Consider the following 20,230-nt stretch of genomic DNA (forward strand, 5'->3'; position numbering starts at 1 on the left):
CTTGCCCCGCGAAGAGGCCTTCGGATTAACCTTTGACCGAACGGTCGATCGAGAACCCAGCCCAGTCCTGGCTCACCGGCATCAGCTCCAGGCTGTTGATGTTGATGTGCGCCGGCTGGTTGAGGATCCAGAAAATGGTCTCGGCAATATCCTGCGGCTGGATCGGCTCGGCACCGGCGTAGGTCGCGTCATACTTGGCCTGATCGCCCCCAAAGCGCACCAGCGAAAACTCACTCTCGCACAGCCCCGGCTCGATGTTGCTGACACGCACGCCCGTGCCGCGCAGGTCGCAACGCAGGCTCAGCGAGAACTGCCCGACAAACGCCTTGGTGCCGCCATACACGTTGCTGCCCGGGTACGGGTAATTGCCTGCCACCGAGCCTACGTTGAGGATCGACGCGCCGCGGCCGTGGGCGATCAGCCGGGGCAGCAGCAGACGCGTGGTGTAGATCAGGCCCTTGATGTTGGTGTCGACCATGGTTTCCCAGTCGTCCAGGCTGCAGTTTTGCGCCGCATCGACGCCCAGCGCGAGGCCTGCATTGTTGACCAGGCCGCGTAGCGTGTCGAAACCAGGCGGCAGCGTGGCGATGGCATGCTCCATGGCATTCCGGTCGCGCACATCCAGCACCAGCCCGTGTACTTCGGTCTTGGCCGACAGTTCGGCGCACAGGGCGTCCAGGCGTTCCTTGCGGCGGCCCGTGAGGATCAGCTTCCAGCCGGCCTCGGCGAAACGTCGGGCAGTGGCTTCACCGAAACCAGAAGTCGCGCCAGTGATGAATACGGTGGACGTCATGCTCTGTTCCTCGCTGTGGATTAATGTCGGCAGGGGGTTGCAGCATGCCTTCGTACCCTGCAGGCAGCAAGCTATTGAAGCAACTGATCAAATATTGATCACTTTGGTCAAAGCCCCGTTGCAGACGGCCTGGCGCCAGCTATGCGCACGTTATCCACAAGGCTTTCCCCACGGATTGGGGGCAACTCTTGTGCTTGGCGGAACCCTTTCAGCCATCAGCGGTCGGTGGATATCATCTGCAGTGATGGCGCAAAGCTTTCAATCATGCCGCTTGCAGCGGTCTGTCCAACGTTTTTACACAGATTTATCCACAGGCTTTCAGGCTACTTGCGCACAGCAGGGTGTGGGTAAAATCCGCTGGAAAATCATCCACAAGAGCAAAGCGATCAAAAAATGATCAACACCATGCAGGGCTTGATAACAAAGGGCTCTAGCGAGGTGCACCCATGTTTTCCACAGGCAGCTCCACATTATCCGTGGGTAAAAGACGGCTGTGGAAACAATGGCTTGCGATGAGGTTGTAAGTCGGCTTGAGCACGATGTGCGACAAGTTGTCCACATCTGTGGTTAGAGTGATTGGGGCTGACTTGCAGCCCCGAATTACACCTCAGTGCCCGCCCAGATAAGCGCTGCGCACTTCTTCGTTCACCAACAACTCCTGCCCCGTCCCGGTCATGCGGATCTGCCCGTTGACCATCACATACGCACGGTCCGACAGCTTCAGCGCATGGTTGGCGTTCTGCTCCACCAGGAAAATGGTCATCCCGGTCTTGGCCAGTTCACGCAAGGTCGAGAAGATCTGCTTGACCACGATCGGCGCCAACCCCAGTGACGGCTCATCGAGCAGCAGCAACTTCGGTCGGCTCATCAGCGCACGGGCGATGGCGAGCATCTGCTGCTCACCGCCCGACATGGTCATCGCCCGCTGGGTACGCCGCTCCTTCAGCCGTGGGAACAGCTCGTACATGCGCTCCATGTCCTCCTTGGCATATTTGTCGCCAATCGGGATGGTGCCCATCATCAGGTTTTCCTCGACCGTCATGTCGGGGAACACCCGCCGCCCTTCCGGCGACTGGGCGATACCGTTGGAGGCGATGTAGTGCGAGGACTTGCGGGTGATGTCGGTACCGCGGTACACGATGTGCCCCGACGACGCGCGCGGTTGGCCGAAAATCGACATCAGCAGGGTCGACTTGCCGGCACCGTTGGCGCCGATCAGGCTCACTGTCTCGCCCTCGTTGATGTGCATCGACACCTTCTTCAGGGCCTGGATCGGCCCGTAGAACACATCCAGGTCTTTCAGTTCGAGAATGGGTGCACTCATACCAGTTCCTCTTCGTCTGCACCCAGGTAGGCGGCAATCACCGTCGGGTTGTTGCGGATTTCCTGTGGCGCGCCTTCGGCGATCACGTTGCCATGGTCGAGCACGACGATATGGTCGGAGATGCTCATGACCATGCCCATGTCGTGTTCGATCAGCACCACGGTGATGTCATGCTCGTCACGCAGCACGCGGATCATGCCACTCAGGGCCTCGGTTTCCTGCGGGTTGAGGCCGGCGGCCGGCTCGTCCAGGCAGATGATCTTAGGCCGCGTGCACATGGCCCGGGCAATCTCCAGGCGACGCTGCTGGCCGTAAGACAACTCACCGGCCAGGCGGTTGGCGCAGTCGACCAGGTCGACCACCTCCAGCCAGTAGAACGCATGGTCCAGCGCATCGCTCTCGGCCTTGCGGTAGGCCTTGGTGTTGAGCACCCCGGCCAGCAGGTTGCGGTTGACCCACATGTGCTGGGCCACCAGCAGGTTCTCCACTACCGACATTTCCTTGAACAGGCGAATGTTCTGGAAGGTTCGGGCAAGCCCCGCGCGGTTGACCAGGTGGGTGCCGCCGAACATCTTGTAGTACAGGCGGTTGGCAAAGCGGGCAGGCGAAACAAAGTCCGCCGGCTGGAAGCGCTCGCCGAGCAACTGGATGACGTTGGTCTGGCTGCCGCGCACGTTCAGCTCAATACGCCCACCGCTGGCCTTGTAGAAACCGGTCAGGCAGTTGAACACCGTGGTCTTGCCAGCACCGTTGGGGCCGATCAGCGCGAAGATCTGGTTGCGCCGGACCTTGAGGCTCACGTCGCTCAGCGCCTTGATGCCGCCAAACTGCATCATCAGGTTGTCGACCGACAGAATGATATCGTCGCTCATGGCGCCACTCCTTTACGCGGGACCACACCGGTACGGCTGATGCGGATCAGCCCACGCGGTCGCCAGATCATCATCAACACCATCAATACGCCAAACAGCAACACCCGGTATTCGGAGAAGCTGCGCAGCAGCTCTGGCGCCACAGTCAGCACGAATGCCGCGATCACCACACCGACGGTCGAGCCCATGCCGCCCAGTACGACAATGGCGAGGATCAACGCCGACTCGAAGAAGGTGAATGAAGACGGGTTGACGAAGCCCTGGTAAGTGGCAAAGAACACACCGGCAAGGCCCGCAGTGGATGCCCCGAGGGTGAACGCCGAGAGCTTGACCAGCACGTGGTTCAGGCCCATCGAGCGGCAGGCGATTTCGTCTTCGCGCAGCGCTTCCCAGGCGCGGCCGACCGGCATGCGCGTCAACCGGTGCTTGATGTACAGCACTGCCAGCACCACCAGGAACAGCACGGCGTAGATGAACACGAACTTCAGGTTGGCGTTGTAATCGATGCCGAGGAACTCGTGGATCGGCACCCCGCCGTCCTTGGCCCGACGGCCGAACTCCAAGCCGAAAAAGGTTGGCGACGGCGCCGGCATGCCGTTCGGCCCGCCGGTGAACGACAACCAGTTGTTCAATATCAGACGGATGATCTCGCCAAAGCCCAGGGTCACGATCGCCAAGTAGTCACCGTGCATGCGTAACACCGGGAAGCCGAGTATGCACCCCGCCAGCGCTGCGGCGATGGCCGCCAGTGGCAGCACGCTCCAGAAGCCCAGGCCGAGGTACTGGTAGCCCAGCGCCAGGCCGTAGGCACCGATGGCGTAGAACGCCACGTAACCCAGGTCGAGCAGCCCCGCCAGGCCGACCACGATGTTCAGGCCAAGGCCCAGCAATACGTAGATCAGGCCGAGGATGACCACGGTCAGCAGGTACTTGTTGGCAAAGATCGGGAACACGATGGCGATCACGATCAGCGCCGGGATGATGTAGCGCAGGCGCGACTTGTAGTTCGGTGCGTTGACATGCACGCCCGAGCCACCGCTGTCGAAGCCCTGGAGCATGCGGCGCCCGACGCCCGTCTGCAGGTACAAACTGAGCAGGAAGCGCCCGACCATCACGCCGCCGACCAGCCAGGCCACACGGCGGGGTTCGGCATTGAAGGTGTAGCCGTCGAGCACCACGCCGACGACAGGGCCAAAGACAATAAGCGCCAGCAGGCCGGCGACTAAGGTCTCCAGCAGGCTGCGTTTGAGGTCGAAACCGGTGGTTTCGGAAACAGGGGCAGTTTTGGCAGTGGACATGTTCACACCTTAGCCACGAGCGGGCGACCCAACAGGCCTTGGGGACGGAAGATGAGGATCATCACCAGCAGCGAGAAGCTGAACACGTCCTTGTAGTCGGAGTTGATCAGGCCAGAGAACAGCGACTCGGAGATGCCCAGGATGATGCCGCCGAGCATGGCCCCCGGTAGCGAGCCGATGCCGCCCAGTACGGCCGCCGTGAACGCCTTGATGCCGATGATGAAGCCGGCATAGAAGTCGAAGGTGCCGTAGTTCATGGTGATCAGCACGCCGGCCAGGGCGGCCATTACCGCACCGATGACGAACACGTAGGAAATCACCCGGTCGGTGTTGATGCCCAGGATCGAGGCCATCTTGCGGTCTTGCTGCGTGGCGCGGCACATGCGGCCGAGCTTGGTGTACTTGATCACGTAGGTGAGCAGGCCCATGCCGACGAACGCGGCAATCAGGATGAAGATCTTGGTGTAGGTCAGTTGCACGAAGCCTGTGCCCACCTCTACCCGCATGGCGCCTTCAAGCAGGGTCGGCACGCCTTGCTGGCGAGCGCCCTGGCTGATCTGTGCGTAGTTTTGCAGGATCAACGAAATGCCGATGGCACTGATCAGCGGTGCCAGCCGGGTGGAGTTGCGCAGGGGCTTGTAGGCGATGCGTTCGATGGTGAAGCCATAAACGCCCGTGACGACGACGGTGAACAACAGTGTGCCCAGCATGAGTAGCGGGAACGACTCGACGCCGAAATAGGCCAGCAATGCCAGGCTGATTGCCGCGAGGTACGCGGAAATCATATACACCTCGCCGTGCGCGAAGTTGATCATGCCGATAATGCCATAGACCATTGTGTAGCCGATGGCGATCAGGCCATAGACCGACCCGAGGGTCAGGCCGTTGACCAGTTGCTGCAGGAAAATACCATCCATAACGCAATCTCACCTGAGTGAGACTGCACAAGTGCCGACCACGGCAGGTCCCGGATGAAGCGGCCCTCGCAGCGCAGAACTGTGCAGATCTCCGAATAAAGACAGGTACCGCAGGGGCATTGGCCCGGGCACGTGCCCGGGCTGGCTGCCGTTATTATTTTTGTTTATCCAGCTGGTGGTACTTGCCGTCCTTGTCCCACTGGTAGACCACGTAGTCGGACACGGTCAGGTCGCCCTTGCTGTCCCACTTTTTCTCGCCCATGACGGTCTTGACCGGGTTGGCCTTGAGCCACTTGGCGGCGTCCTCGCCTTTGTTCGACTTGGCGCCGTTGAATGCGGCGGCAAGTGCCTGCAGCGAGGCATAGGCGTACAGGGTGTAGCCTTCAGGCTCGGTACCGTTCTTGCGGAACTCTTCCACAACGGCCTTGCTGTCGGGCAACAGGCGTGGGTCGGCGCCGAAGGTCATGTACACGCCATCGACGTACTGCGGGCCACCAGCCGTGGAGACCAGCTCATCGGTGACGATGCCGTCATCGGACATGAACTTGACGTCCTTCAGGCCTTGTTCGCGCAGCTGGCGTACCAGTGGGCCGGCTTCGGGGTGCAGGCCACCGAAATAGACCACATCGGCGCCGGTGGAACGGATCTTGGTGACCACGGCGCTGAAGTCTTTCTCGCCGCGGGTCAGGCCCTCGTACAGCACAGGCTTGACGCCGCGCTTCTCCAGCTGCGCCTTGGTGGCATCGGCCAGGCCTTGGCCGTAGGTGTCCTTGTCGTGCAGCACGGCAACCTTCTTGCCCTTGAGCACATCGACGATGTAGTCACCGGCAACGATGCCTTGCTGGTCGTCACGGCCGCACATGCGGAACATGCCGCTGAGCCCGCGCTCGGTCACCTGTGGGTTGGTCGAACCGGGGGTAATGGCGATGATGCCCGCTTCGTCATACACCTCGGACGCCGGGATGGTGTTGGAAGAACAGAAGTGCCCCACCACACCGACGACCTTGTCCTGATCGGCCAGGCGGTTGGCCACGGCCACGGCCTGCTTGGGTTCGCAGGCGTCATCGCCTTTTACCAGGACGATCTTCTCGCCGTTGACCCCGCCTTCGGCGTTGATCTTGTCGGCTGCCGCCTGGGCACCTTTCATGTACTGCTCGCCAAACGCTGCGTTGGCACCGGTCATCGGGCCTGCGACGCCGATCTTGATGTCGGCCTGAACATACGAAGAAACACCCAGTGCTGTAGCTACGGCCAGAGCCAGGAAACCTTTCTTGTAAAACGTCTGCGACATGAGGTGGTGCTCCTAGAGTTTTTTTTGGTTGGCACTACAACTTCTCAACCCTGTGCTCTGAGCAAGGGCCGTGCCATTGGTTTTGTATTCCGGGAAAACACACTGTGAAGGTAGCCGGCAGGCGACCGACGGCCTTTTCTTTATTGAGCGTGCAACCGTCTGCCCTGCGGCAGGCGCCACCACTCGTACAGACAAGGAGCAACCGTTAAGTGCCATCATTGCAACCCTGGCAAGTGTTTACGTGCAACCGCCCTGTAACAGCCGACGTCACCGAAGTGCACACCGCTGGTGCGCGACTGCTACAGGCAGCACCGTTTGAAGGCTAGCTGGTGCACGGAAAAAAACCTGTTTTGGCATTCTCGATGCCCAGCCTGGGAGCGGGCTTGCCCGCGAATGGGCCGCACAGAAACATGAAATTGCAAAAGACTGGCACAATGGCCGCCATTCGCCGCTTTGGAGCCCCCTGATGAGCGAAAGCGCATTCGCCGAGCGCATCGTGCACAACCTGCTCGACACCGACTTCTACAAACTCACCATGATGCAGGGCGTGCTGCACAACTACCCGGACGCCGACGTGGAATGGGAGTTCCGCTGCCGCAACGGCGAAGACCTGCGCCCGTACCTCGGCGAGATTCGCAACCAGCTCGAACTGCTCAGCGAGCTGACCCTGGATGAGGGCCAACTGGCCTTTCTAGAACGCATCAGCTTCCTCAAGCCCGACTTCCTGCGGTTTTTGCGCCTGTTCCGCTTCAACCTGCGCTACGTGCACATCGGTATCGAACACGATCAACTGTTTCTGCGCCTGCGTGGCCCTTGGCTGCACGTGATCCTCTTCGAAGTGCCCTTGCTGGCCATCATCAGCGAAGTGCGCAACCGTCACCTGCACCCGCACATGCGCCTGGCTGAAGCCCGTGACCAGCTGTACCGCAAGTTCGATTGGTTGCGCGCCCATGCCAGTGACGACGAGCTGGCCGACCTGCAGGTGGCCGACTTCGGTACCCGCCGGCGTTTTTCCAGCCGTGTGCAGGAAGAGGTGGTACGGGTACTGCGCGATGACTTCCCGGCCCGTTTCGTTGGCACCAGCAACGTCGACCTGGCATGGAAACTGGATATCAAGCCGCTGGGCACCATGGCCCACGAATGGATCATGGCCCACCAACAGCTCGGCCCGCGGTTGATCGACAGCCAGAGCGCCGCGCTGGACTGCTGGGTACGCGAGTACCGCGGCCTGCTGGGCATCGCCCTGACCGACTGCATCACCATGGACGCCTTCCTCAACGATTTCGACCTGTACTTCGCCAAGCTCTTCGACGGCCTGCGCCACGACTCGGGCGAGCCGGTGGCCTGGGCGGAAAAAGCCATCGTCCATTATCAGAAGCTGGGCATCGACCCGATGACCAAGACCCTGGTGTTTTCCGACGGCCTCAACCTGACCCGCTCGCTGGAAATCTTCCGCGCTCTGCGCGGTCGCATCAACGTCAGTTTCGGCATTGGTACCAACCTGACCTGCGACATACCGGGTGTGGCACCGATGAACATCGTGCTTAAAATGACCGACTGCAACGGCTCGCCGGTGGCGAAGATCTCGGACGAGGCGGCCAAGACCCAATGCCGCGACGAGAATTTCGTTGCCTACATGCGCCACGTTTTCAAAATCCCCAGCAAGGAGTAACCCATGCAAGCCGTTCAGCGAGAGATTGCCCAAGCGCTCAAAGTGCAGCCGCCGTTCGCCGATGCCGCCGCGCTCGACAACGAAGTGGCCCGGCGTGTGGCGTTCATCAAGGGCTGCCTGGCCAATGCCCGGCTCAAGACGCTGGTATTGGGCATCAGCGGCGGCGTCGACTCACTGACCGCTGCCCTGCTTGCCCAGCGCGCGATCAACGAGCTACGCGCTGAAACCGGCGATAAGGCCTACACCTTCATTGCCGTACGCTTGCCCTATCAGGTGCAGCATGACGAGCATGACGCCCAGGCGTGCCTTGAAGTGATCAAGGCCGATGAAGTGCACACTGTGGATATCGCCCCGGCAGTGAGGGCATTGGCAGCTGAAGTGGTGGAGTTGAAGAACGGCTCGCCGACGCTGGTGGATTTCGTTGTCGGCAACGTCAAGGCGCGTACCCGCATGGTCGCCCAATACACCATTGCCGGTGCCCGTGCGGGCCTTGTGATCGGCACTGATCATGCGGCCGAAGCGGTGATGGGTTTCTTTACCAAGTTTGGTGATGGCGCATGCGACCTGGCACCGCTGAGCGGGCTGGTGAAGAACCAGGTACGGGCGATTGCGCGCCGCTTTGGTGCGCCGGAGTCGCTGGTGGAGAAAGTACCGACTGCGGACCTGGAAGACCTGGAGCCGGGCAAGCCGGACGAGGCTTCGCATGGGGTGACCTACCAGCAGATCGATGCGTTCCTGCATGGGCTGCCGGTCGATCAGGTGGCGTTCGACATCATCGTCGCGACCTACCGCAAGACCCAACACAAGCGCGAACTGCCGTTCGCCCCCTAAAAGCTTCGCGGGGCAAGCCCGCTCCCACAGATACCCCGCTAGTCTGAGTTCAGTACGGAATCTGTGTGGGAGCGGGCTTGCCCCGCGAATGGAGGGCAAAGCCCTCCTATTGCCTCAAGTCATTACTTGACGACAACCTTGCCTTTCATCATCGAGATGTGGCCCGGGAAGGTGCAGAAGAAGCTGTAGTCGCCACCGGCTTCCAGCTTGGAGGTGTCGAACTTCACTTCGGTTTCTTTCTCAGGTGCACCGATCATCGCCGTGTGGGCAATGATGTTGGCGTTATCTTCTTTCAGATAGCCCTTCTCGATGCCCTGGCCCATGCCTTCGGTGGCAATACCCTGCATGTCGGCAGTCTTGCTGATCACCAGGTTATGGCCCATGACGTTCTTCGGCAGGTTGCCGGAGTGGGTCAATTTGACGGTGAACTCCTTGCAGCTCTTGTCGACGGTGAATTCCTTGGTGGTATAGGACATCTGGTCCGTCGATTCGACAGTCACCGAGCACTCGGCTGCGAAGACAGAGGCGCTGGCGAGGGTCAGCAGGGATACCGCTACAGCTTTCGCAAACATCATGAATCTCCTTGGCAGGGTTTTATCAATTGCGAGACTGCCTGAAACCGTTCAGCCCCTTGCTGATATGGGTCAAGGGGGTGTCAAGTGGCCAGCCAGTTGAATTGTTCAATGGATTGTATACAACCAATCTAAGGGCACATCATGCCCTTTTATTGGAGGATGGGACAACCTCTCATTTAGGAGCAATACCAAATGCGCATGCCCAGCTTCATCAACAGCCTGCTTGCCGCCTATGCCCAGGGTGCCACTGGCGCCGTCTGCGAATTCTCCCGCCCGGAATGAAAGCGGCCTTGGAACTGCCACGCATGCGCCGTACCCTGTCACCCTGAGTGACTGGAGATGAGCAATGCCTGTACGTTCTGTTTGTGTCTTCTGCGGCGCCAGCATCGGCGCCAACCCTGCCTACCGTGAAGCGGCCATCGCACTTGGCCAGGCCATCGCCCGGCGCGGCCTGACCCTGGTCTATGGTGGCGGCGCTGTCGGCTTGATGGGCGTGGTGGCCGATGCGGCCATGGCAGCCGGTGGTGAAGTGATCGGGATCATCCCGCAAAGCCTGCTGGACGCCGAGGTGGGCCACAAGGGCCTGACCCGCCTGGAAGTAGTCGATGGCATGCACGCGCGCAAAGCGCGCATGGCCGAACTCAGCGATGCGTTCATCGCGCTGCCGGGTGGGCTGGGTACGCTGGAGGAGTTGTTCGAGGTGTGGACCTGGGGGCAGCTGGGCTATCACGCCAAGCCGCTGGGGCTGCTCGATGTGAATGGCTTCTATGAAAAGCTGGGCGGGTTCCTCGACCACATAGTCGAAGAAGGTTTTGTGCGGCCAGCGCATCGGGCCATGTTGCTGCTGGGTCAACAACCGGATGCATTGCTGGACGGGATGAATGAATTTGTCGCGCCGGTGGCGCCGAAGTGGGTCGACAAGCGGCCTGATTGATTTCGAGATTTTGGGACCGCTTTGCGGTCCTTTCGCGACACAAGGCCGCTCCTACAGGGGAATGCGCCCTCTGTAGGAACGGCCTTGTGTCGCGAAAGGGCTGCAAAGCAGCCCCTGAAATCAACGCGGAATAACGGGCTGACGCGGCTTCTTACCCTTACCGCTACCCTTGGCCGCTTCCTTGCGCTCCTTGGCCGCCTGCTGGTTGCGGGCAAATGCTTCGGCCTTGGCCTTCTCACGCTTGTCCCACGGCTTGCTGCCATCGCTGCCACGCGGTGGCAGGCCAGTGTGCTGGGTCAGGATCTTCTGGTCCTTGCCCACCTTGTGGCTGCCGGCCGGGGTCGAGTTCTTGCGCCGGGCACTCTGGTAAGTGTCGGACTGCGGCTGGTGCAGCGGAATCAGCTGGTGCTTGCCCGGCCCGATCAAATCGGCACGGCCCATGCGCTCCAGCGCCTCACGCAGCATCGGCCAGCCTTTTGGGTCGTGATAGCGCAAAAACGCCTTGTGCAGACGACGCTGCTCGTCGCTCTTGACGATCTCGACCCCTTCGCTCTTGTACGTCACCTTGCGCAGCGGGTTCTTGCCCGAGTGGTACATGGCTGTGGCCGACGCCATTGGCGAGGGGTAGAACGCCTGCACCTGGTCGGCGCGGAAGCCGTTGCCCTTGAGCCACAGGGCCAGGTTCATCATGTCTTCGTCGGTGGTACCCGGGTGCGCGGCGATGAAGTACGGGATCAGGTACTGCTCCTTGCCCGCTTCTTTCGAGAACTTCTCGAACATGCGCTTGAAGCGGTCGTAGGTACCGATGCCCGGCTTCATCATCTTGTCCAGCGGGCCACGCTCGGTGTGCTCCGGGGCAATCTTCAGGTAGCCGCCCACGTGGTGGGTGACCAGCTCCTTGACGTACTCCGGCGATTCCACCGCCAGGTCGTAGCGCAGGCCCGAGGCGATCAGGATCTTCTTCACACCCGGCAAGGCACGCGCCTTGCGGTACAGCTCGATCAGCGAGCTGTGGTCGGTGTTGAGGTTCTCGCAAATACCCGGGAACACGCACGACGGCTTGCGGCAGTGTTTCTCGATCTCGTGGCTTTTGCAGGCGATGCGGTACATGTTGGCGGTCGGGCCGCCAAGGTCGGAGACCACGCCGGTAAAGCCCGGCACCTTGTCACGCATCTCCTCGATCTCGTGCAGGATCGATTCGTGGGAACGGTTCTGGATGATCCGCCCTTCGTGCTCGGTGATCGAGCAGAAGGTGCAGCCACCGAAGCAGCCACGCATGATGTTCACCGAGAAGCGGATCATCTCGTAGGCCGGGATGCGCTCCTTGCCATAGGCCGGGTGCGGGATGCGCGCATAGGGCATGCCGAACACGTAGTCCATCTCTTCGGTGGTCATGGGGATGGGTGGCGGGTTGAACCACACGTCCACTTCACCATGCTTTTGCACCAGGGCGCGGGCGTTGCCTGGGTTGGTTTCCAGGTGCAGCACGCGGTTGGCGTGGGCGTACAGCACCGGGTCGTTGCGCACCTTCTCGAACGACGGCAGGCGGATCACCGACTTGTCCCGGGTCATGCCTGGGCTGTCGAGAATCTGCACCACCTTGGCTTCGTTCGGGTCTTCCACGTCACCTTTGGCCTGCTCGATGGCGCAGGCCTGGGTGTCCTGGGTGTTGACGTAGGGGTTGATAATCTTGTCGACCCGGCCTGGGCGGTCGATACGGGTGGAGTCGATCTCGAACCAGCCCTGAGGCGTATCACGGCGCACGAACGCGGTACCGCGCACGTCGGTGATGTGCTCGATGCTCTCACCCTGGGACAGGCGCTGGGCGACTTCGACAATGGCCCGCTCGGCGTTGCCGTACAGCAGGATGTCGGCGCTGGCGTCGATCAGGATCGAATGGCGGACCTTGTCCTGCCAGTAATCGTAATGGGCAATGCGGCGCAGCGAAGCCTCGATGCCACCGAGCACGATCGGCACGTGCTTGTAGGCTTCCTTGCAGCGCTGGCTGTACACCAGGCTGGCGCGGTCCGGGCGCTTGCCGGCCATGCCGCCAGGGGTGTAGGCATCGTCGGAACGGATCTTTTTGTCCGCGGTGTAGCGGTTGATCATCGAGTCCATGTTGCCGGCCGCGACGCCGAAGAACAGGTTCGGCTCGCCCAGCTTCATGAAGTCGTCTTTGGACTGCCAGTTAGGCTGGGCGATGATGCCCACCCGGAAGCCCTGGGCTTCCAGCAGACGGCCGATGATGGCCATGCCGAACGAGGCGTGGTCGACGTAGGCATCCCCGGTCACGATGATGATGTCGCAGGAATCCCAGCCGAGCTGATCCATCTCCTCCCTGCTCATTGGCAGGAACGGTGCTGGCCCGAAGCATTCGGCCCAGTACTTGGGATAGTCGTAGAGTGGTTTGGCTGCTTGCATGTCAGTGACCGGTTCTGGTGTTCAGGGAAATCGCGGGCGCGGAATATAGCACAAATTTTGATCAAATCCGACTGTATTCGTTGGGATTGGTGGGTTGAGGCGACGGTTGGGGGCAAACGAAAAAAGGGTTATTGGTTGGAGGGTAAGTTGCAGTCGCTGTGCTCGCGGGGAGATCGGGTATGGGCCGCCAGGCGCCTGGCTTGGGGTTTGCGGATGTGCAGAAATCGAGCACCGCGGGCGGCGCTAGATCTCATAAGCGCTGAAATCGCAGCGGCGAACACCTTGCAGCGTTCATCCCATCTGAAGACAGCCCCTCACTGCTTCATCCCCAATTCAGCTTCCAGTGCCCCCGGTCGTATGCCGACAGATTTGCTTCAGCAAACAGATGGAGCGCCACCCGCGCGTCGCTTCGCAGTTACAGGGATCGTAATCCTTTCAGTGTTTTACAAAATATTTAACCCCCTTAGCCCTATACAAGCGCTAAGCCGTTAATTAACGGGTGATTTTTCTGCTCCTTCGTTGAGCCGTAGGAATATAACTATAAATACCAGAAAGATTTCCTACGATACCTTTCCACTGCGAATGCCAGACAGACCTTGAACCAAGAAAAAAACAAGTGATACAAAGGCCCTGCGCCAAAAGCGCAATCAAACCAAACTTACAGGAGTAATAGCCATGGGACGTCGCCGTTCTGAAATCAACATGCTGCAGACCCCTCACGTGATGAACTACACATTCACTGACTCCGAGGTTGAGTTCCTCAACATGCTGTAAGCAATAAACCGGAAGGGGGTTAACCCCTTCTGGCCTGACCTAGGAACTAGAGATGATTACCGAACGCGAACTGACAACGGAAGAAGCATACAACCGCCTGATAAGACTGCATCAGCACTTGGGCTTTCACTCGAAAATAAAACTATCAACAAATAATAAGTTAGTCGCCACATGCCACTTATACGACAGCGCCTACAGAGAAGTTTCTTGCGGAGCAGGAAAGGGGGAACATTGCGAATTAGGAGCCCTTGCCGAAAGCCTGGAGCACTACTTCGTCGATAAAGCCGTTCCCACTCTCATCGCAAGCGACAAAATTTTGCAATCGATAGCTCCGCTAGACGACTGGCTATTGAAGTCTATCCCGTCTGACTGCCAAATACCTTATTTCTCGCTTCAAGCACTGGACAGCTACGACGAAATAAAAATACCCGCGATACTGATAGCGCCTTCATCCAGAAACATTGATGAAATTGAGAAAACTACAGCAGGATTTCTGGCCAAATATGCGACCAATTCTGGTACAGCTCTTGGCTGTACTGAGAGCGAAGCGCTCTTACACGCTATAAAATGAGTCTGTCGAACGCCACGCCCTTTCAATGTACTACCTATCGCTTTGTGGCCTGACCTCACACCCAGAAATCTACCGGCCTTCGAATTCGTTTCTGGAAGAGACCTTTGCTCATGACACCAAACTTCTCCGTCACGCAAAGAAACTAGAAATTTACTTGACCCACGACTTCTATGAGGTTCCATTTTGCATCGCTATTGCTCGCAGTAGAAAAGAAGGCTCACTCAGCGGCGTAGGTTCCGGAAGCTCCATCAATCCTTCCATTGCAATGTACCGCGCTGTAACAGAGCAGATTCAGTGCGAACAGCTTTATGGCTCGACAGAAAAACAAGAAGACCTCGCCGCTGAAAAGATGCTTTCCAACTCAGCACGCCTTGCTTCACTTCTACATCCATGCCCTACGTACACCGTGCCCGCTTTCCATCCACCGCGTATTGAGCTCAGCGTAAGCGGGCAGATCAAACGCACACTGATCAATCTGGGAAAACAAAATAAAACTGTATTCTATCGCACACTTTCTGAGCACCCGAATCTCGCTACGGTCGTGCAAGTATTCATCCCCGGCTTGGAGCGGTTCCACTTGATCAGATCCGGGATTCCAGTCGCGCCGCAAAGCGCATTCAAAGGCATAAGGCAATGATATGCATATCTACCGTGGCATCTTCGCCGCCCTAAGCGCGACATTAGTTCTCAAAGTTGCGACCGTCGTACCTGCCCTGATTCTCGCTGACATTATTGACAACCTCTCCACTTCGGCCTCGTATTCCCAGCTTCTGCTCGGAGCTTTCATATGCCTAATCGCACTGCAAGCGTCATTGACCCCTTTGCAAGCCTGGTGCCTAGCGCGCCTCTGCCAAGAACGCGTGAAACAACTCTCAATCCGCTGGTGCCGAGGCTTGCTGGACAAACGCTTCGAGGCCTATGGACAACTCCATGGCGGAACTCTCGTAAAGGTGCTGGATAGGGGGATCACGGCACAGGAGCGGTGGTTAGGCTTTCTGATTGGCTCGGCATGGCCAGTATTGGCCGAAGCTGCAGTGCTGATTACGCTCTTCGCATACTTGGGTGCTACTTCGGTATTGATCGGCGTCATTCCTTTGAGCTTGGCATATTTGTGGGCCAACGATCGCCTGGTGCGCTGGCGTCGCCCCCATATCGAGGCAGTCAACTCGCGAGAGGACGAATTAGCGGAACAATGGGTAGATACTTTTGCCAGCGCGTCAACAGTCAAGCTGGAGAAGGCCGAGGATGCTGCAATGATTCCCGTCAACCAGACACTGTCGGGTTATGCCGACTCAGCAGTAGGTGTTGCCTACAGTGGCGGATGGCTACAGGGCCTACGCACTCTGTTCATTGGCCTGGGTAGTGGTGGTTTGCTCTTGTGGGGTATCCATGATCAATCCCAGACAACACCGCATCTGAGCCTGGGCGAGCTTGTTGCACTCTTTACTCTAGTGAGCGGGTTGCTCGCAGGGGTTGCGCAACTGGCGGAAGCCTGGAGGGTACTCGACCAGTTTCGACTCGACAAACGCAAACTCGAACACTGGCTCCAACTTCCTGTGTTCGGCCCAACAGTCTCCATAGAGGCAGAGCCCCAAGATGAAAACGCAGGGCTTCGTATTACCCCCTGCCAACTCAGTGCTCGAAACGCGTTGCAACTACAGATTGATGAGCCTTTGGTAATAAGTGCGGGAGAACGAGTCGCACTGGTTGGGCCGAGCGGATGTGGCAAATCGACGCTTCTGCATGCGCTGGCAGGAACGGTATTCCAGTTGCGCAGGCATGTTCACCTGCACGGCAGGTGCCTGGCTGCGTTCGACGCGCGTGAGCAGTTCAGCCGTTTACGACTCTGCCTTCAGGATGCGCACTTCATACCCGGCCCACTGCCCCGAGCAGTACTGTTTGAGCATGCTCATGATCGCGCTCAAATCGAACGATGGCTTGAACGCCTGGGGCTGAGCAAAGACTGGTACGAGCTTGTACTGGATGCACGCGCAGAATCCATTTCAGGTGGAGAAGCACGCAGACTGACGTTGCTACGCATGCTTAACCAGCCCGGCAATTTCAATTTCTTTGACGAACCCACAGCTGGCCTTGATGCCGGATCGGCTGCGCTTACCTGGGATCTGCTGTTCGAAACATTCCAAGGAAGAGGCCTGATTTGCGTGACGCATGATCAGAATGCCCTGTCACGATTTGATCGGGTGATCACCATGAGCGAGGGACGGATCGTCAGCCAAGTGAAAGCAGAGACCGCTCATAACGCTGAGGTAGCCGGCAATCCGCTCCCACAGGGTACCTGTTAACTCAGTGAGTTATGCGTAGGGCGTTATTCGTCGTCATCAAAGTTGTACATGCCCGGCGCGAGGTTCTCGAAGCGGGTGTACTTGCCGATGAAGGCCAGGCGGATGAAGCCGATGGGGCCGTTACGCTGTTTGCCGATGATGATTTCGGCAATGCCCTTGTGCTCGGTTTCCGGGTGATACACCTCGTCACGGTAAACGAACATGATCACGTCGGCGTCCTGCTCGATTGCACCGGATTCCCGCAAGTCGGAGTTCACCGGGCGTTTGTTCGGCCGCTGTTCCAGGGAGCGGTTGAGCTGCGACAGGGCGATGACCGGGCAGTTGAACTCTTTGGCCAGGGCCTTGAGCGAGCGGGAGATCTCGGAAATCTCGTTGGTCCGGTTGTCACCGGAAGAGCCCGGGATCTGCATCAGCTGCAGGTAGTCGACCATGATCATGCCGATCTCGCCGTGCTCACGGGCCAGGCGACGGGTGCGTGCACGCATTTCCGATGGGCTGATGCCCGCAGTGTCGTCGATGAACAGCTTGCGGTCGTTGAGCAGGTTGACCGCCGAGGTCAGGCGCGGCCAGTCGTCGTCGTCCAACTGACCGGAACGCACCTTGGTCTGGTCGATGCGGCCCAGGGACGAGAGCATACGCATGATCAGCGATTCACCTGGCATCTCGAGGGAGAACACCAACACCGCCTTGTCGCTGCGCAGCACGGCGTTTTCCACCAGGTTCATGGCGAAGGTGGTCTTACCCATCGACGGACGGCCGGCGACGATGATCAGGTCGGCCGCCTGCAGGCCACTGGTCTTGCCATCGAGGTCGGTGTAGCCGGTGGAAATACCGGTGATGTCGCTGTCGGAGTTGAACAGCGTGTCGATGCGGTCGATGGCCTTGGTCAACAGCTCGTTGACCCCCACCGGGCCGCCGGTCTTCGGCCGCGCCTCGGCGATCTGGAAGATCTGCCGCTCGGCGTCGTCGAGGATCTCTTCGGCATTGCGCCCTTGCGGGTTGAACGCGTTGTCGGCGATGTCGGTGCTGATGCTGATCAGCTGACGCAACGTGGCCCGCTCGCGAATGATCGCGGCATAAGCCTTGATGTTGGCCACCGACGGGGTGTTCTTGGCCAGCTCCGCCAGGTAGGCCAGGCCGCCGACTTGCGACGAAACGCCCTCCTTGTCCAACTGCTCGTGCAACGTAACCACATCGAACGGATGGTTCAGGTCGACCAGCTTGTGGATGGCGCGGAAGATCAGGCGGTGGTCATGCCGATAGAAATCGCCATCCGACACCTGATCCAGTACCCGCTCCCAGGCGTTGTTGTCCAGCATCAGGCCACCGAGCACAGCCTGTTCGGCCTCGATGGAATGCGGCGGCACCTTAAGGGATGCGGTTTGCAGGTCAAGCTGTTCGGAGGTGGTGATCTCGTTCATGGCCACGAATAAATTCTGGGGGACGAAAAAGACAAAGGGCACGGCCTGTAAAAGACAGGACCGTGCCCGATGTTAACCGGCTGGGCCGCGTGCGGCCAGCCAGTCAGCGCAGCTTAGGCAGCTACGACGACCACACGTACGGTGGCTTCAACGTCGCTGTGCAGGTGCACGGCTACGTCGTATTCGCCAACCTGACGGATGGTGCCGTTCGGCAGACGCACTTCAGCTTTGGCCACTTCAACGCCGGAGGCGGTCAGGGCGTCAGCGATGTCGTGGGTGCCGATCGAACCGAACAGCTTGCCTTCGTCGCCAGCGGTGGCAGTGATGGTCACTTCCAGCTCGGCCAGTTGGGCAGCGCGGCTTTCAGCCGACGATTTACGGTCTGCAGCTGCTTTTTCCAGCTCGGCGCGACGCTCTTCGAACGCAGCCAGGTTGGCGGCGTTGGCAACGGTGGCCTTGCCGAATGGCAGCAGGAAGTTACGGCCGTAACCAGCCTTAACTTTTACTTTGTCGCCCAGGTTGCCCAGGTTAGCGACTTTTTCCAGCAGGATCAGTTCCATTTGGTAAAACCTCTTAACTTTTAACCTTCACCGTTCGCGGAGTCATTCCCCTCAGGGGACTTGCGACCGCGAAAATCAATCAGGCTGTCGACAATGGCCAAAACCACGAGCAACGGATAAATCAGCTGCATGATCAGCGGCAGCGTCACGTACATGCCCACCAGCCAGAAACCGGCCAATCGGCCCTGTGCCACCAGCCCATGCATCAAGGCGATGCCGGCCAGGACGAGCACCAGGCTGGACGCGGAGGCCAGGACGATGAACTGTGGCCCGATGAACGGACCCAGCACCATCACTGCCACCAGAGCCAGCATGGTGACCCGCGGCAACTTCAGGGCGCGAAACTCGCGACCGAAGCCTCCAGGGTTGTACAACGCAGCCTGCCAATAACGCGCCAGCATCAAAGCCAGCACGCTGAACAGCTGCAGCATCACCGCCGTTGAAGCGACCAGCACAGGGCCGATCAGCTCACCGGGGATAACCGGCTTGCCTTCGATTTGCGGCAGCGCTTGTGTAAGCGCCTTGGCCAACACCTCGAAGGTTTCACGCAGTACCGTGTCCAGGATGAGGCTGTAAACCAGCCCCAACACAACACTGGACATCAACACCCGGCTCCAGGAATGCCCGGCACGCAACATGGCGGCCAGCCCCAGGGTCCCTAACAGCACCAACAAGGTGCTTGGGTCGCCAAAGGCCCAGATGGCCACCGCAGGCAAAAGCCCGAACGCGATGACCGTTGAAGCATCCTTGAACCCGCGCCGCAGAAGCACGAGGCTCCCGGCAGCGGCACTCAACCAGAACAACAGCGGTAACACGGCACTGATGACCACCACCAGGGTGGCCTGCACACGACCGCGCATGATGAAATCAGCTAACGCTCGCATGCTTATCCCTTACTGCTTGTCGACGACCCGGTCTCAGCGGCCGTGGCTGTCGGTGTAGGGCAGCAGGGCCAGGAAGCGGGCGCGCTTGATAGCGGTAGCCAGCTGACGCTGATAACGAGCTTTGGTACCGGTGATACGGCTTGGAACGATCTTGCCGGTTTCGGATACGTAAGCTTTCAGGGTGTTGAGATCTTTGAAGTCGATCTCTTTCACGTCTTCAGCAGTGAAGCGGCAGAATTTACGACGACGGAAGAAACGTGCCATGTAATAGGCTCCTCAAAAGGTCCGTGGATTACTCGTCAGCGTTATCGCTGGAGTCGCTGTCATTGCTGTCATCGCCTTCGGCGGAGTCAGAATGCTCAGGACGCTCACGACGCTCACGGCGCTCGCTGCGGTTCTCTTCTGCCTTGAGCATCTCGGACTGACCGGTTACGGCTTCGTCGCGACGGATGACCAGGTTACGGATCACGGCATCGTTGTAGCGGAAGTTGTCTTCCAGCTCGGCCAGGGCCTTGCCGGTGCACTCAACGTTCAGCATCACGTAGTGAGCCTTGTGAACATTGTTGATTGCGTAGGCCAGTTGACGACGGCCCCAGTCTTCCAGGCGGTGGATTTTGCCACCATCTTCTTCGATCAGCTTGGTGTAACGCTCAACCATGCCGCCGACTTGCTCGCTCTGGTCCGGGTGAACCAGAAAGATGATTTCGTAATGACGCATGAATGCTCCTTACGGGTTAGTAGTCTGCCAGAACGCTGGTCAGACAAGGAGTGAATGACACTGTATGTCTT

20 protein-coding genes and 1 pseudogene are annotated in these 20,230 nt (G+C 59.2%); 8 read left to right on the top strand and 13 right to left on the bottom strand.

Going from position 1 to position 20,230, the window contains the following annotated elements; genetic code table 11:
• Nucleotides 1-25: 25 nt before the first annotated feature.
• On the bottom strand, nt 26-793 hold the full coding sequence (locus tag ACSSU5_RS07945; protein WP_492560957.1) for an SDR family oxidoreductase: 768 nt from the start codon (nt 791-793) through the stop codon (nt 26-28).
• Between ACSSU5_RS07945 and ACSSU5_RS07950 the strand changes: the two genes are divergently transcribed.
• Nucleotides 774-1,190 (top strand): hypothetical protein, encoded by a 417-nt coding sequence (locus tag ACSSU5_RS07950; RefSeq protein ID WP_492560958.1) that lies wholly within the window; start codon nt 774-776, stop codon nt 1,188-1,190. The two genes, ACSSU5_RS07945 and ACSSU5_RS07950, sit on opposite strands and share 20 nt — an antisense overlap.
• Before the next feature lie 210 nt (nt 1,191-1,400).
• On the opposite strand, the gene ACSSU5_RS07955 is transcribed toward ACSSU5_RS07950, so the two are convergent.
• The 5 genes from ACSSU5_RS07955 to ACSSU5_RS07975 form a co-directional block, all read right to left on the bottom strand.
• Nucleotides 1,401-2,117: an ABC transporter ATP-binding protein gene (locus tag ACSSU5_RS07955; protein ID WP_264311381.1), complete on the bottom strand. Its 717-nt coding sequence runs from the start codon at nt 2,115-2,117 to the stop codon at nt 1,401-1,403.
• Nucleotides 2,114-2,989, bottom strand: a complete 876-nt coding sequence (locus tag ACSSU5_RS07960; protein ID WP_264311380.1) for an ABC transporter ATP-binding protein — start codon at nt 2,987-2,989, stop codon at nt 2,114-2,116. The genes ACSSU5_RS07955 and ACSSU5_RS07960 overlap by 4 nt, the downstream gene beginning before the upstream one ends.
• The gene (gene livM, locus ACSSU5_RS07965) at nt 2,986-4,287 is read right to left on the bottom strand and encodes a high-affinity branched-chain amino acid ABC transporter permease LivM (RefSeq protein ID WP_492560959.1); all 1,302 of its coding nucleotides are present in this window, start codon (nt 4,285-4,287) and stop codon (nt 2,986-2,988) included. Before livM ends, ACSSU5_RS07960 begins: the two co-directional genes overlap by 4 nt.
• Nucleotides 4,288-4,289: 2 nt before the next feature.
• On the bottom strand, nt 4,290-5,204 hold the full coding sequence (locus ACSSU5_RS07970) for an ABC transporter permease subunit (protein WP_264311378.1): 915 nt from the start codon (nt 5,202-5,204) through the stop codon (nt 4,290-4,292).
• Nucleotides 5,205-5,358: 154 nt separating this feature from the next.
• The gene (locus tag ACSSU5_RS07975; RefSeq protein ID WP_264311377.1) at nt 5,359-6,495 is read right to left on the bottom strand and encodes a branched-chain amino acid ABC transporter substrate-binding protein; all 1,137 of its coding nucleotides are present in this window, start codon (nt 6,493-6,495) and stop codon (nt 5,359-5,361) included.
• Nucleotides 6,496-6,961: 466 nt separating this feature from the next.
• Between ACSSU5_RS07975 and pncB the strand changes: the two genes are divergently transcribed.
• Together pncB and nadE are read left to right on the top strand one after the other, a co-directional pair.
• Nucleotides 6,962-8,167, top strand: a complete 1,206-nt coding sequence (gene pncB, locus ACSSU5_RS07980; protein WP_264311376.1) for a nicotinate phosphoribosyltransferase — start codon at nt 6,962-6,964, stop codon at nt 8,165-8,167.
• Between the two features lie 3 nt (nt 8,168-8,170).
• Nucleotides 8,171-8,998, top strand: a complete 828-nt coding sequence (gene nadE / locus ACSSU5_RS07985) for an NAD(+) synthase (RefSeq protein ID WP_264311375.1) — start codon at nt 8,171-8,173, stop codon at nt 8,996-8,998.
• A 122-nt stretch (nt 8,999-9,120) separates the two neighbouring features.
• Here nadE and azu read toward each other — a convergent pair whose 3' ends face one another.
• Complete coding sequence (gene azu / locus ACSSU5_RS07990) at nt 9,121-9,570, bottom strand: azurin (protein ID WP_264314012.1); 450 nt, start codon at nt 9,568-9,570, stop codon at nt 9,121-9,123.
• 349 nt (nt 9,571-9,919) lie between these two features.
• Here azu and ACSSU5_RS07995 point away from each other — a divergent pair, with 349 nt between their 5' ends.
• Complete coding sequence (locus ACSSU5_RS07995; RefSeq protein WP_264311374.1) at nt 9,920-10,507, top strand: cytokinin riboside 5'-monophosphate phosphoribohydrolase; 588 nt, start codon at nt 9,920-9,922, stop codon at nt 10,505-10,507.
• A 120-nt stretch (nt 10,508-10,627) separates the two neighbouring features.
• Here ACSSU5_RS07995 and ACSSU5_RS08000 read toward each other — a convergent pair whose 3' ends face one another.
• The gene (locus ACSSU5_RS08000) at nt 10,628-12,928 is read right to left on the bottom strand and encodes a YgiQ family radical SAM protein (protein ID WP_264311373.1); all 2,301 of its coding nucleotides are present in this window, start codon (nt 12,926-12,928) and stop codon (nt 10,628-10,630) included.
• Nucleotides 12,929-13,603: 675 nt separating this feature from the next.
• Between ACSSU5_RS08000 and ACSSU5_RS08005 the strand changes: the two genes are divergently transcribed.
• The 4 genes and pseudogenes from ACSSU5_RS08005 (at nt 13,604) to ACSSU5_RS08020 (ending at nt 16,576) form a co-directional block, all read left to right on the top strand.
• Complete coding sequence (locus ACSSU5_RS08005; RefSeq protein ID WP_492560960.1) at nt 13,604-13,702, top strand: alginate O-acetyltransferase; 99 nt, start codon at nt 13,604-13,606, stop codon at nt 13,700-13,702.
• 52 nt (nt 13,703-13,754) lie between these two features.
• A complete protein-coding gene (locus tag ACSSU5_RS08010) occupies nt 13,755-14,273 on the top strand; it encodes a hypothetical protein (protein WP_492560961.1) in 519 nt (172 codons plus the stop codon).
• A 10-nt stretch (nt 14,274-14,283) separates the two neighbouring features.
• A pseudogene (locus tag ACSSU5_RS08015) lies at nt 14,284-14,910 on the top strand (YcaO-like family protein); the annotation flags it as partial.
• A 1-nt stretch (nt 14,911) separates the two neighbouring features.
• A complete protein-coding gene (locus ACSSU5_RS08020; protein ID WP_492560962.1) occupies nt 14,912-16,576 on the top strand; it encodes an ATP-binding cassette domain-containing protein in 1,665 nt (554 codons plus the stop codon).
• Nucleotides 16,577-16,599: 23 nt separating this feature from the next.
• Here ACSSU5_RS08020 and dnaB read toward each other — a convergent pair whose 3' ends face one another.
• The 5 genes from dnaB to rpsF form a co-directional block, all read right to left on the bottom strand.
• A complete protein-coding gene (dnaB, locus tag ACSSU5_RS08025; protein ID WP_264311372.1) occupies nt 16,600-17,997 on the bottom strand; it encodes a replicative DNA helicase in 1,398 nt (465 codons plus the stop codon).
• A gap of 113 nt (nt 17,998-18,110) precedes the next feature.
• Nucleotides 18,111-18,557 carry a 50S ribosomal protein L9 gene (gene rplI, locus ACSSU5_RS08030; RefSeq protein ID WP_012316464.1) on the bottom strand — a complete coding sequence of 149 codons (447 nt, stop codon included), beginning with the start codon at nt 18,555-18,557 and terminating at the stop codon, nt 18,111-18,113.
• A 20-nt stretch (nt 18,558-18,577) separates the two neighbouring features.
• Entirely contained in the window at nt 18,578-19,441 is an 864-nt protein-coding gene (locus tag ACSSU5_RS08035) for a hypothetical protein (RefSeq protein ID WP_492560963.1), read from the bottom strand.
• Nucleotides 19,442-19,474: 33 nt separating this feature from the next.
• Nucleotides 19,475-19,705: a 30S ribosomal protein S18 gene (rpsR, locus tag ACSSU5_RS08040; protein WP_003249563.1), complete on the bottom strand. Its 231-nt coding sequence runs from the start codon at nt 19,703-19,705 to the stop codon at nt 19,475-19,477.
• A gap of 28 nt (nt 19,706-19,733) precedes the next feature.
• Nucleotides 19,734-20,159 carry a 30S ribosomal protein S6 gene (rpsF, locus tag ACSSU5_RS08045; protein ID WP_033701800.1) on the bottom strand — a complete coding sequence of 142 codons (426 nt, stop codon included), beginning with the start codon at nt 20,157-20,159 and terminating at the stop codon, nt 19,734-19,736.
• Between the last annotated feature and the right edge of the window lie 71 nt (nt 20,160-20,230).

The organism is Pseudomonas sp. E1MeOHC2 (assembly GCF_058745025.1).

What these genes read in the sequence shown, in the direction of transcription:
- ACSSU5_RS07950 (WP_492560958.1), top strand. Translation starts at nt 774, where the DNA reads ATGAATACGGTGGACGTCATGCTCTGTTCCTCGCTGTGGATTAATGTC.
- ACSSU5_RS07945 (WP_492560957.1), bottom strand. Translation starts at nt 793, where the DNA reads ATGACGTCCACCGTATTCATCACTGGCGCGACTTCTGGTTTCGGTGAA.
- ACSSU5_RS07955 (WP_264311381.1), bottom strand. Translation starts at nt 2,117, where the DNA reads ATGAGTGCACCCATTCTCGAACTGAAAGACCTGGATGTGTTCTACGGG.
- ACSSU5_RS07960 (WP_264311380.1), bottom strand. Translation starts at nt 2,989, where the DNA reads ATGAGCGACGATATCATTCTGTCGGTCGACAACCTGATGATGCAGTTT.
- livM (WP_492560959.1), bottom strand. Translation starts at nt 4,287, where the DNA reads ATGTCCACTGCCAAAACTGCCCCTGTTTCCGAAACCACCGGTTTCGAC.
- ACSSU5_RS07970 (WP_264311378.1), bottom strand. Translation starts at nt 5,204, where the DNA reads ATGGATGGTATTTTCCTGCAGCAACTGGTCAACGGCCTGACCCTCGGG.
- ACSSU5_RS07975 (WP_264311377.1), bottom strand. Translation starts at nt 6,495, where the DNA reads ATGTCGCAGACGTTTTACAAGAAAGGTTTCCTGGCTCTGGCCGTAGCT.
- pncB (WP_264311376.1), top strand. Translation starts at nt 6,962, where the DNA reads ATGAGCGAAAGCGCATTCGCCGAGCGCATCGTGCACAACCTGCTCGAC.
- nadE (WP_264311375.1), top strand. Translation starts at nt 8,171, where the DNA reads ATGCAAGCCGTTCAGCGAGAGATTGCCCAAGCGCTCAAAGTGCAGCCG.
- azu (WP_264314012.1), bottom strand. Translation starts at nt 9,570, where the DNA reads ATGTTTGCGAAAGCTGTAGCGGTATCCCTGCTGACCCTCGCCAGCGCC.
- ACSSU5_RS07995 (WP_264311374.1), top strand. Translation starts at nt 9,920, where the DNA reads ATGCCTGTACGTTCTGTTTGTGTCTTCTGCGGCGCCAGCATCGGCGCC.
- ACSSU5_RS08000 (WP_264311373.1), bottom strand. Translation starts at nt 12,928, where the DNA reads ATGCAAGCAGCCAAACCACTCTACGACTATCCCAAGTACTGGGCCGAA.
- ACSSU5_RS08005 (WP_492560960.1), top strand. Translation starts at nt 13,604, where the DNA reads ATGGGACGTCGCCGTTCTGAAATCAACATGCTGCAGACCCCTCACGTG.
- ACSSU5_RS08010 (WP_492560961.1), top strand. Translation starts at nt 13,755, where the DNA reads ATGATTACCGAACGCGAACTGACAACGGAAGAAGCATACAACCGCCTG.
- ACSSU5_RS08020 (WP_492560962.1), top strand. Translation starts at nt 14,912, where the DNA reads ATGCATATCTACCGTGGCATCTTCGCCGCCCTAAGCGCGACATTAGTT.
- dnaB (WP_264311372.1), bottom strand. Translation starts at nt 17,997, where the DNA reads ATGAACGAGATCACCACCTCCGAACAGCTTGACCTGCAAACCGCATCC.
- rplI (WP_012316464.1), bottom strand. Translation starts at nt 18,557, where the DNA reads ATGGAACTGATCCTGCTGGAAAAAGTCGCTAACCTGGGCAACCTGGGC.
- ACSSU5_RS08035 (WP_492560963.1), bottom strand. Translation starts at nt 19,441, where the DNA reads ATGCGAGCGTTAGCTGATTTCATCATGCGCGGTCGTGTGCAGGCCACC.
- rpsR (WP_003249563.1), bottom strand. Translation starts at nt 19,705, where the DNA reads ATGGCACGTTTCTTCCGTCGTCGTAAATTCTGCCGCTTCACTGCTGAA.
- rpsF (WP_033701800.1), bottom strand. Translation starts at nt 20,159, where the DNA reads ATGCGTCATTACGAAATCATCTTTCTGGTTCACCCGGACCAGAGCGAG.